The sequence below is a fragment of the Actinomadura napierensis genome (assembly GCF_039529375.1).
GTDB classification, from domain to species: Bacteria; Actinomycetota; Actinomycetes; order Streptosporangiales; family Streptosporangiaceae; genus Spirillospora; species Spirillospora napierensis.
Genome location: NZ_BAAAMR010000197.1, coordinates 1 through 9,763 on the forward strand (window position 1 = coordinate 1; position 9,763 = coordinate 9,763).

Annotated in this window: 11 protein-coding genes; 3 read left to right on the forward strand and 8 right to left on the reverse strand. The window is 73.1% G+C overall.

Annotated elements, in window-relative coordinates:
• The 6 genes from ABD296_RS47805 to ABD296_RS47830 form a co-directional block, all read right to left on the reverse strand.
• A partial coding sequence (locus tag ABD296_RS47805) for a heavy-metal-associated domain-containing protein (RefSeq protein ID WP_344284625.1) occupies positions 1–1,945 on the reverse strand: 1,945 nt, incomplete at its 3' end.
• Positions 1,946–2,045: 100 nt separating this feature from the next.
• Entirely contained in the window at positions 2,046–2,351 is a 306-nt protein-coding gene (locus ABD296_RS47810) for an isoprenylcysteine carboxylmethyltransferase family protein (protein WP_344284629.1), read from the reverse strand.
• A gap of 226 nt (positions 2,352–2,577) precedes the next feature.
• On the reverse strand, positions 2,578–3,645 hold the full coding sequence (locus ABD296_RS47815) for a type III polyketide synthase (protein WP_344284631.1): 1,068 nt from the start codon (positions 3,643–3,645) through the stop codon (positions 2,578–2,580).
• Positions 3,646–3,805: 160 nt separating this feature from the next.
• Positions 3,806–4,993, reverse strand: a complete 1,188-nt coding sequence (locus ABD296_RS47820) for a Nal1-like putative serine protease (protein ID WP_344284634.1) — start codon at positions 4,991–4,993, stop codon at positions 3,806–3,808.
• 45 nt (positions 4,994–5,038) lie between these two features.
• Complete coding sequence (locus tag ABD296_RS47825) at positions 5,039–5,548, reverse strand: hypothetical protein (RefSeq protein WP_344284636.1); 510 nt, start codon at positions 5,546–5,548, stop codon at positions 5,039–5,041.
• A gap of 13 nt (positions 5,549–5,561) precedes the next feature.
• Complete coding sequence (locus tag ABD296_RS47830; protein WP_344284637.1) at positions 5,562–6,230, reverse strand: hypothetical protein; 669 nt, start codon at positions 6,228–6,230, stop codon at positions 5,562–5,564.
• 504 nt (positions 6,231–6,734) lie between these two features.
• Between ABD296_RS47830 and ABD296_RS47835 the strand changes: the two genes are divergently transcribed.
• Genes ABD296_RS47835 through ABD296_RS47845 form a run of 3 tightly spaced genes read left to right on the forward strand, consistent with a single transcriptional unit; the run spans position 6,735 to position 8,288 of the window.
• A complete protein-coding gene (locus ABD296_RS47835; RefSeq protein ID WP_344284640.1) occupies positions 6,735–7,688 on the forward strand; it encodes a tyrosine-type recombinase/integrase in 954 nt (317 codons plus the stop codon).
• Positions 7,689–7,730: 42 nt separating this feature from the next.
• A complete protein-coding gene (locus ABD296_RS47840; protein ID WP_344284643.1) occupies positions 7,731–8,084 on the forward strand; it encodes a PRC-barrel domain-containing protein in 354 nt (117 codons plus the stop codon).
• A 33-nt stretch (positions 8,085–8,117) separates the two neighbouring features.
• Positions 8,118–8,288 (forward strand): hypothetical protein, encoded by a 171-nt coding sequence (locus ABD296_RS47845; protein WP_344284646.1) that lies wholly within the window; start codon positions 8,118–8,120, stop codon positions 8,286–8,288.
• An 11-nt stretch (positions 8,289–8,299) separates the two neighbouring features.
• Here the strand turns inward: ABD296_RS47845 and ABD296_RS47850 are convergent, their stop codons facing one another.
• Positions 8,300–8,971 carry a DedA family protein gene (locus ABD296_RS47850; protein ID WP_344284649.1) on the reverse strand — a complete coding sequence of 224 codons (672 nt, stop codon included), beginning with the start codon at positions 8,969–8,971 and terminating at the stop codon, positions 8,300–8,302.
• A 91-nt stretch (positions 8,972–9,062) separates the two neighbouring features.
• Positions 9,063–9,763 (reverse strand): response regulator transcription factor (locus tag ABD296_RS47855; protein ID WP_344284651.1); only part of this gene is annotated, 701 nt, incomplete at its 5' end.

A 9,763-nucleotide genomic window follows, 5' to 3' on the forward strand; every position in this document is an offset into this window, starting at 1 on the left:
CCGCGCGGCGCCGGGGCCGGCGGCCGGCGATCAGCAGCGCGCCCAGCGCCGACGCGCTCAGCGACAGCTCGGCGGCGCGGTCGCTGGCGCGCCGCGCGGGCCGGACGGCGGTGAGCAGCCGCCATGCCTCGGCGAGCCCCGGCCCGCACACGATGTCCGCGCACCAGTCGGCGAGCCCGCGCCCGCGCAGCACGCTCACCCCGACGTCGGCCGCGTCGAGCGCCTCGTCCTGCCCGCAGGACACGGCCAGCACCACGTGGCCGTCGCGTTGCAGGGCGCGGACGGAGTCGGCGAGGTCGTCGACGGCGACGGGGGAGTCGTCACCCCAGGCCACCAGCTCCTGGATGCTGGCGTGCTCGGTCAGGACGACCACGTCGGCCGCCTCGTGCGCCACCGACAGCAGCGCCTCCGCCAGCGGGTCGAGCGACGAGCCGACCCGCACCCGGCCGCAGCGCCGGTCCCGGCCGTCCATCAGGTCGAGGGTGACGCCCTGCGGGTCGGCGGGGCCGCCGGACGGGGCGTCCACCGCCCGCACCAGGCGCCATCGGCTGTCGTCCGCGGGCCAGGGACCGGGCCCGGCGAGGTCGCCGGACTCGCGGCCCGACAGGACCGTGCCGGCGGCGCGCCACACGTCCGCGTCGTCCATGCCGTCGGCGGTGGCGACGGCCGACAGCAGCCGCAGTCCCCCGTTGCACAGCACCTGGGAGTCGATGACGACGGCGTCGACCCGGTCGAGCCGGCGCAGGGCGAGGGGATCCAGCACGACCGTGCCGCGGACCGCCATGTCGTGCGCCAGCACCGCGGCGAACGCCTCCCGTCCGTGCCGCGCCGCCTTGGGCACGGTCGCCAGGACCAGGTCGGCGGCGGCCGAGGCGTCCCGCGTGCTCGCCAGGACGCCGGCCCCGCCGAGCAGGTGCCCGAGCGCCGTCCGGTTCCCCGCCTTCTCCACCGGGCCGTCCGGCAGCGGGCACGGCCGCTCGGCCCGGGTGCCGGCCACCTGCGGCTGTTCGCCCGCCGCGAGGTGGGGCTCGCGGCGCCGCCACGCGTCCCGGCGCGCCCCGATCTCGTAGAGCTGGAAGACGCGGTGCGCGGCGTCGGCGGCCAGCGGCGCGACCCCCTGCGACGCGCCTTGGACGACGGCGTTGGCGGTGCCGAGCAGGGCGTCGGCGCGGAGCAGGCCCAGTCGCCGCTCCAGCACCGACCGGACGTGCGGCAGCGAATCGGCCACCGACACCGCCGCCCGCACCGGGCTGGGGACCGGCGGGAGGCTCGTCAGCCTGCCGACCGCCGAGCCCACCGCTCCCGCGCAGTCGGCGACCAGGGCGGACGTGGCCGCCGCCCACGCCATCTCGTCATCGGGCTGCGGCGCGTGCGCGTCCTCGTCGAACCCGTCGGCGTGGTGCGCCTCCTCCACGTCCTGGACGGTGGCGACCAGGGCGCCAGGGTCTACCGCGCCTTCCGCGTACGTCACCAGGACGCGGCCGGTGACCGCGTTGACCTCCGCCCAGTTCACCCCGTCCAGCCGGCGCAGCGCTTCCGTCAGCGCCCGCACGTAGCGACGGTGGTGGTCCCCGGTGCCGGCCATCCCGTTCACCTGGATGTGGGCGCGTCCGTTGTGCGCCCACACGCGCCGCCTACGCCCGCCGGCGGCCAGCGCCGCGAACGTGCCGGTGACCCGGGACGCGCGGCGCATGCTTTCGTCGGCCTTCTCGCGGACGGCCGAGACCATGCCCGGCCGGTCATCGGCGGAGCCGCCCGGTTCGCCGGGCAGCACGCCCGCGCTCCGCGCCCCCGCCTCCGCGATCCGGACGGTCGTCCGGACGCCCGCCGCGGTGGTCCGCGCGCCCGCCGCCGCACCCCGGACCGCCAGCGTCGACGCCGCGTCCGCCGCGGCGACCGGCACGCCCAGCACCGCCCTGGCCAGGGACGCCCCCGGAAACGCCACTGCCCGTCCCTCCCGCCCGCGGAAAACGACCTTGCCCACCGACGAACGCCGGGTACCCCGGAGCACGCTCCGTAAACAAGCGGTCAACAGCGCGGAGCCGTCACCGCGGTGTCGCGGCCTCGGCCGCCTGGTGAAGCGCGGTGTTCTCGACGCGGAGACGGACGTTCAGCATCGCCAGGTTGGCGATGGTGAAGATCGACGCCGTCAGCCAGGCGGTGTGCACGAGCGGCAGCGCGATGCCCTCCGCGACGACCGCGACATAGTTCGGATGGCGCAGGCGCCGGTATGGGCCCCGGTCGACGAGCGGGAGGCCCGGGACGATGACCACGCGGGTGTTCCACTGCTCGCGCAGCGTCCCGATGCACCACCAGCGGAGCCCCTGGGCGAGGACGGCCGCGGCGAGCATCGGCCACCCCAGCGCCGGGATGAACGGCCTGTTCAGCAGCCACGCCTCCAGCGGCGCGCCGGCCAGCAGGACGAGCTGGACGACGATGAACCCCGGATAGTGCCGCCGGCCGTGCTCGACGCCGCCGCGCCGCCGCGCCCACGCGAGATGGCGCCGGGACAGGACGAGCTCGGCGACCCGCTCGGCGGCGACGAGCAGTATCAGGACGGCGTACGCGATCAGACGATCACCACCTCAGCAGCACCATCTCGGCGGAGAAGCCCGGACCGAGGGCCATGAGCAGGCCGGGCGCGTCCGGTGGACGCGGACGCCGCGCGATCGTCTCCTCCAGCACGTTGAGCACCGACACCGACGACAGGTTGCCGGCCTTGCGGAGCGAGTCCCAGGTGAGGTCGAGCTCGCCGTCGTCGAGCCCGAAGGCCGCGGCGATCGTCTCGATCACCTTGGGGCCGCCCGGATGGCAGACCCACGAGGCGATCTCGCCGGGGGACAGGCCGTGGTCGCGCAGGAAGGCGGCGACGTCCCCGGCCAGGCTCGCCTCGACGTGGTCGACCAGGTCGGCGGCCAGGACGATGCGGAATCCGTGCTCGCCGACGTTCCAGCCCATCAGCCGGGCGGTGTCGGGATAGAGCCGGCTGCGGGTCGCGACGACGCGGGGCCCCCAGCCGGGGCCGTCCGGGGGCGGCCCGCCGGTGTCCCGCTCGTCGCCGGCCGCCACCACCGCCGCGGCCCCGTCGCCGAACAGGCCGCTGCCGACTAGGTTGGCCACCGAGGCGTCGTCGCGCTGGACGGTCAGCGAGCACAGCTCGACGCAGACCAGCACCGCGACCTGCTCGGGCCAGGCGCGCAGGTAGTCGTGCAGCCGGGACAGCCCGGCGGCGCCCGCCGCGCAGCCGAGCCCGAACACCGGCAGCCGCTTGACGTCCTCGCGCAGGCCCGTGCGCTGCGCGAGCGCGGCGTCCAGCGACGGCGTGGCCACGCCGGTCGAAGAGCAGAACACCAGGTGGTCGACCTGCCGAGGGTCGAGGCCCGCCGCGTCCAGGACCTTCCCGACGGCCCGTTCCGCCAGGTCCAGGGCGGTGGTGATGTAGGCGTCGTTGGCGGCGGTGAAGCCGGTGAGCCGGTCGTAGTCCTCGATCGCGAGTGCGAGGTTGCGCCCGCTCACCCGCGTCGCGGCGTGGAAGCGCTCGACGAGCCGCTGGTCGGCCTTCACCGTCGCCGCCACGCGCTCGGTGATCTGCCGCTGGTCGTAGCGATGTTCCGGAAGAACGGTGTTAACCGCCAGCACACGCATGAGATCGCCCCCCTTGCCCGCCTCCATGCCCGCCATGGCGGAGCTGATGCGGCGCCCGTGAACCCGACCGCCGATGGCGGCGGCCCAGCGGGGCCGCCGCCATCTACCGCGGGGATGGGAGGCTCCCGAGTCGCCCTTCCCGCCCGCCTCTCGCGTCCTGCTACGCGGCCGCGGCGCCGCCGTGCACGTACAGGTTGATGTCCAGGGCGTTCAGGACCGCGCCCATCGGATTGAGCATCCCGTAGTTGCCCGACCCGGCGAAGAGCAGGCCGACCGGGTGCCTGCGGTGGTCCCAGGTCCAGACGACGGACCCGGAGTCCCCCGTCGCGGCGAACGGCCGTCCCTCGGCGCCCTCGACGATGATCTGGTTCGCGAAGTAGGCGTCGCCCGGAGGCCCGTAGGGGATCCAGCCGCTGTAGTCGATGGACACGACCGTGCCCCGGGTCAGCTGCGTGGTCCGGCCGGACTTGCCGACCAGCATCCGCAGTTCCGCCGCCCTGATCTGCGCGCTGATGTCGAAGTACTCGACACCCTCGGCGGTCTGGACGCCGAGCCTCGGCGTCACCTCCTCCGGCAGGCACCAGCCCACGGCGCAGTCGACGTAGTTCGTGCCCGCGCCGAAACTGATCGGATAGAAGGATTCGAGCACGGCGATCTGGTCGTCCGGGCAGGTTCCGCCGTCGTTGACCGACGGCTGGCAGATGCAGTCGCCGAGGCCGCCCTCGTTCGACAGGGCGAAGACGTGGTTGTTGCTGAGGCAGAGCAGCCGCTCGTCGCGCGGGTCGTCGCCGCCCACGGCCAGGCAGCCGAGCGTGCCGAGGCCGTAGCCGACGTTCGTGGCCGAGAACCCGCCGGGCGCCCGCCGGACGGCCGCCCGGTTCACCAGCGGCTCGAAGACGCCGCTCGTGACGACGCGCACGGGCAGATCGCCGGCCGCGCGGACCCCCATGCCGTCCACGATCACCGACCGGACGTCGTCGTCGCAGGACGGCGGCTCGGCCACGTACACGGTGAGGACCGGTTCTCCGGGGTCGGTCGTCGTCGCCGGGTCGTCCAGCCCGATCGCCACGCCCTGCACGTTCCCCTCTCCTTCGAAACCCCGCGCGTTCCCGGACGCCGACCGCGCGCCGCCGCCGAGCCGGATCGACTCGGCGATCTCCTCCCGCGCGTCGATCACGGCGCTCGGGATCACGTCGGTCCCGAGGGTGGGAGCGAGCGCGGAGGCGGCCTGCGCGACCGCGGACCCCCGGCTCCGCGGGGAGATCTCCGCGCTGCCGCTGGGCAGCCCCGCGCCGAAGCCGGCCGGCGGGCGGGCGAAAGCACGCCCGTTCGCATCATCTGTGCTCATGAACTCAATTCCTGTCTCTTATGGTCTGGTCACTTGCAAAAAGGACTACGGCACGACCAGGTAGACGTGCCCCGGATCGCTGCCCGCGCTGAGCTGCAAGGCGTTCCGCACCGCCGCCATCACGGCGGCGGCGTGGTGCGGGTCCTGTCCGTTCTCTTTCAGGCTGTCCGCCAGCCGGACGACGGCATACGTCGCGTTACCGCCTTTGGCGGCGATCTGCTGGCCCCGGCCGTAAGCGTGGCCGGTGTTGTCCACGACGTCGAAACCGACGCCCTGATTGTGAATGCTGACGGGATTGCGCCCGCTCGACAACGCGATCCTGTTGCCGGTATTCCACAGATCGGCGAAATCCAGATCAACGCACCGGTCGCTGATGTGCTTTCGCACCGCCCGGTTCGTCTGGTCGAGCATGTGCGGCCTGCCCTGCAGCAACTGCACCATCGAGTTCTCCTTGTGCTCCATTGCGATCGGACGCCCGGCGCCCGCCCCGGGAAACGGCGTGCGCTGCACCGGATCGAAGGTCCGGAGCGGGCACCGTGCGTCCTCGTCGTTCACTCGGCCGGCGGGATCAGGACAGCAGGACGCCGGAGAGGTCGACTTCGCTGCTGTTCTGGATGTGCCAGATGTTCTGGCCGTCGAGGACCGCGGTCTTGTCCGCGATGCCCGACTGGTACGACAGGACCGCCTGCTGCGTGAGCGAGGCCGCGTCGACCATCTGGGAGTGCTTGTAGCTGCCGGCGACGATGTAGTAGGTGGGGTGCAGCGTGAACTGGTGCTGCACGTTCGGGCCGGCGTCGACGACGCACACGGCCTGCCCGTCGAGGGTGACGGCGACCGAACTGGGCTGGGTGCTGGGCTTCGGGATCGCCCCGCTGTCGTTGATGAACAGCGCGTCGTGGTCCGGAGCCGGAACGTGGGTCGCGGGGGTCAGCATGAAGTCCCCGCTGGTGTAGTCGAACTCCGCGGCGCACTGGGACGCCGACGTCGGGTCGGCGGCGATGTGGCCGTTCGCCCTCCAGGTGTAGTCCTGCCGGGTCCCGCTCGCCGACCAGGCGAACCCCCACTCGATGTCCCACGTGAAGGTGTAGGAGTTCCCCGGGTGGATCACCTGGGTGAGCCAGGCGGTGCTGAGGGCGTCGCCGTTCTGCGCCTCCGGAAGCTCCGCCATGACCGCGAAGGTCGGACTGCCCTTCGCGAGCTCGGACTTGTTGACGACGGTCAGACTGTACTGCGACATTGGTTGCCTTCCCTGGGTCCGGGCGATCGAGCGCCCTTATGTAAAAGCGCCGCCGGGCTGCCTATTATTCAATGGACGGCGAATTGGCTGCGCTCTTCGAACAGGCATCACGCTACGCATCGATGACATTGGACAGAACCTGCCAACGGTAAAGTCCTGCCCATGGCAACAGAAGTTGATCTAGGTCCGCGGGCGTTGTGACGGGGAATAGTCAATTCCCTCTCGTCGGCCATGGCGTGGCCTTCGAACGTCGTCGCCGACGACCGATGGAACCATTTCCTGTCGGCCGGGCCAGGTTTCTCGCGCGAGGGCCCCGGGGAAGGTCCAGTCTCGATGACCGGCCGTCTCCTGAAACGACCGGATAGCAGCGACCTGTAAGGATGTGGACGTGTTGGACGCCTCTTTCGCGGAGATTGTGTTCTATTTTGAGCGGGCGGTTGGGACTGAATTCGCCGCCGTTCGGCATGCGACCGTTTCGCCCGCTGGCGGTCCCGGCGGCGAATCGTGACCCCGCGGGCGCGCCCCGGTGCCGCGGCCGGCGTGACGCTGGGCGAGGCGGTCGCGGCCTTCCTGGTGCGCAGGGACCTGGACGGGGACACCATCCGCTCCTACGCCCAGACCGTCCATTGGCTGCGCCGCGAGTTCGGCGACGACGTCCCGCTTTCCGCGATGACGGCCGAACGCGTCGGCGCGGTGTTCGCCGCCGCCTGGGAGGGGGCCGCGGCGCGCACCTGGAACCGGCACCGCTCCGCGCTGCGGTCGTTCACGGCATGGGCGGAGCGGCGCGGCTGGGACCCGGCCGATCTCACCGCCCGCATCGAGCGGCGGCCCGAACCGCACACCCGGATCAGGGTCATCGACCGCCGGACCGTCGAGGCGCTGCTGGAGCACGATGACGCGCCACTGCGCGAGAGGACGCTCTGGCGCGTGCTGTACGAGTCCGCGGCCGGCGCCGAGCGGGTGCTCTCGCTCGACGTCCAGGACCTCGACCTGGCCGGCGACCGCGGCCGCGTCACCCGGGACGGCGGGGAGCGCTGGCTGCACTGGCGGCCCGGCACGACGCACCGGCTCGCCGAACTGGTCGAGGGGCGGCCGCGCGGGCCGGTCTTCCTGGCCGACCGGCGGCCCGCGCCCGCCCGCGTGCCGGCGGCCGGCGACGTGTGCCCGGTGACCGGCCGCGGCCGGCTGTCCTACCAGCGTGCCGCCTTCCTGTTCAGGCGGGCCACCCGCCGGCTCGACCCGGCCGGGCGGGGCTTCACCCTGCACCAGCTCCGCCGCTCCCGGCTCGCCCACCTGGGCGAGGACGGGTGGACCGCCGAGATGCTGATGGGCCTGTCCGGGCACGACAACGTCCGCAGCCTGGCGGCGTACGTCCGCGGGGGGACCGCCGGGGACGCGCTCGGCGGCGGCGAGCCGTCCGGGGGCCGGGCGGCGACATATCCGCCGCTGACTGGGTAGACGAGGTGAGAAGAGAGAACGACCTGACGGCTGGATGTGGACATGTTCGCCATCGAGGACATTCGGCAGTGGCGCGGGCACGACGTGGTCGACGCCTCCGGGAGCAGGATCGGCGAGCTGGAGGCGGTCTACGTCGACACCGCCACCGACCAGCCGTCCTTCGCGACCGTCAAGGTGGGGCTGCCCACCCGGCAGCGGCTGGTGTTCGCGCCGCTCGCGGGGGCGACGCTGGGCCCGGGGCACGTCCGGCTCGCGCACGACAAGAAGCAGGTGAAGAACGCCCCGTCGATCGGCACCGACGGGGAGCTGCCCGCGAGCGAGGAGCAGGCCGTCTTCGACTACTACGAGCTGCCCTACGAGGCGGGGCCGAACGAGCGCCGGCTGGGCCGCCGCTGACCGCCGGCACGCCGGCCGAGGAAGGAGAACGCCATGGCCTTGTTCCTGTTCATCCTGCTCATCGCGGTCGCGCTGGGCATCGTCGGCGTCGTGGTGAAGGGGCTGTTCTACCTGCTGATCATCGGCGTGGTGATCTTCCTGATCAACCTGGTGCTGAGCGGGGTGCGGATGGGCCGCCGCCGGGGGTCCCGTCCTACCCGCTGACCCGGTCCGGGTCAGCCGCCCCTGTGCTCGGGGGCCCGCTCCCGTGCGCCCTCGCGCTGGTCGCCGCCGTCCTTCCCGCCGGGCCCGAACCGCTGCCACAGCCAGCGTCCGGCCTCGACGAGCGCCGAGACGCCCACCGCGATGCCGAGGCCGAGCAGCAGGCCCTTGAACGGGTCGTTCTGGAACGCCGCGCCGCCCAGGTAGCCGATCATCGTGGAGTACACGGCCCACATGCCGGTGGCCAGCGCGTCGAACAGGGAGAACGAGCGCAGCGGGTAGTCCACGGCGCCCATCACGAGGGTCGCGGCCGTCCGCCCGCCGGGGATGTAGCGGGCGATGAGCAGGACGAGCCCGCCGCGCTTGTCGAGGATCCGCCCGGCCTGGTCGTAGGCGTCGCGCCTGCGGGTGCCCTGGCGCAGCCACCGCCGCTCCAGCCAGTCGCCCGCGTAGCGGCCGATGAAGTAGGAGATGTGGTCGCCGCAGAACGCCCCGGCCCACGCGGTCACGATCACCAGTGCCAGCCAGGGCTTGCCGTGGTGGGCGAAAACGCCCGCGGTCACCACCAGCGTCTCGCTGGGGAAGATCGGGATGAACGCGTCGAACATGGACAGGCCGAACAGGGCCACGTAGATCCATGGCGACGACATCAGGCCGCGCAGGTACTCCAGGATGGCGTCGCTCACGACAATGCTCCATTCCCGAAGCCGTGGACGTGATGCGCGCCGCGCGGTGCCGCCATGATCCGATCGTAGAAACGGCCGGTCAAAGCCAGGGTCAGGCGAGGCCGTGCCGGAGGGCGAAGATGACCGCGGCGGCGCGGTCGCGGAGGCCGAGCTTGGCGAACACGCTCCCGACGTGGGTCTTCACCGTGCCCTCGGCGATGTTGAGCCGCCGCGCGATCTCGGCGTTGGTCGCGCCCTCGCCGATCAGCGCGAGCACCTCGCGCTCGCGCGGCGACAGCCCGTCCAGCGTGGACGGCGGCGGGGTCCGCCCGAGCCGGGACCGGTAGACGGCCATGACCTGCGGCGCGATGGCCGGGTCCAGCCAGCCGTTGCCCGCCGCGACGGCCCGCGTGGCCTGGATGATCTCCTCGCAGGGCGCGTCCTTCAGCACGAACCCGGCCGCGCCCGCGGCCAGCGCGGCGGCGACGACCTGCGGGTCGTCGAACATGGTGAGGATCAGCACGGGCGGCGCGCCGGGCGCGGCGCGCAGCAGACGGGTGGCCTCGGCGCCGTCCATTCGCTTCATCCGGACGTCCATCAGGACGACGTCGGCCCGCACCCGGGCGAGCGCGGCGGCCACCTCGTCGCCGTCGGAGCACTCCCCGGCGACGCCGAGACCCGGCTCGCCCTCGAAGATCCGGACGAGCCCGGCGCGGACGAGGGGCTGGTCGTCCACCAGCAGCAGCCGGATCACCGGGCGCCGCCGGCCGTGTTCGCCGCCTCGTCCCGCCAGCCGCCGCCGTCCGGGCCGGC

Excerpts from the sequence above, each read along its gene's own strand:
- ABD296_RS47810 (WP_344284629.1), bottom strand. The coding sequence starts at position 2,351 with ATGCTCGCCGCGGCCGTCCTCGCCCAGGGGCTCCGCTGGTGGTGCATC.
- ABD296_RS47815 (WP_344284631.1), bottom strand. The coding sequence starts at position 3,645 with ATGCGTGTGCTGGCGGTTAACACCGTTCTTCCGGAACATCGCTACGAC.
- ABD296_RS47820 (WP_344284634.1), bottom strand. The coding sequence starts at position 4,993 with ATGAGCACAGATGATGCGAACGGGCGTGCTTTCGCCCGCCCGCCGGCC.
- ABD296_RS47830 (WP_344284637.1), bottom strand. The coding sequence starts at position 6,230 with ATGTCGCAGTACAGTCTGACCGTCGTCAACAAGTCCGAGCTCGCGAAG.
- ABD296_RS47840 (WP_344284643.1), top strand. The coding sequence starts at position 7,731 with ATGTTCGCCATCGAGGACATTCGGCAGTGGCGCGGGCACGACGTGGTC.
- ABD296_RS47845 (WP_344284646.1), top strand. The coding sequence starts at position 8,118 with ATGGCCTTGTTCCTGTTCATCCTGCTCATCGCGGTCGCGCTGGGCATC.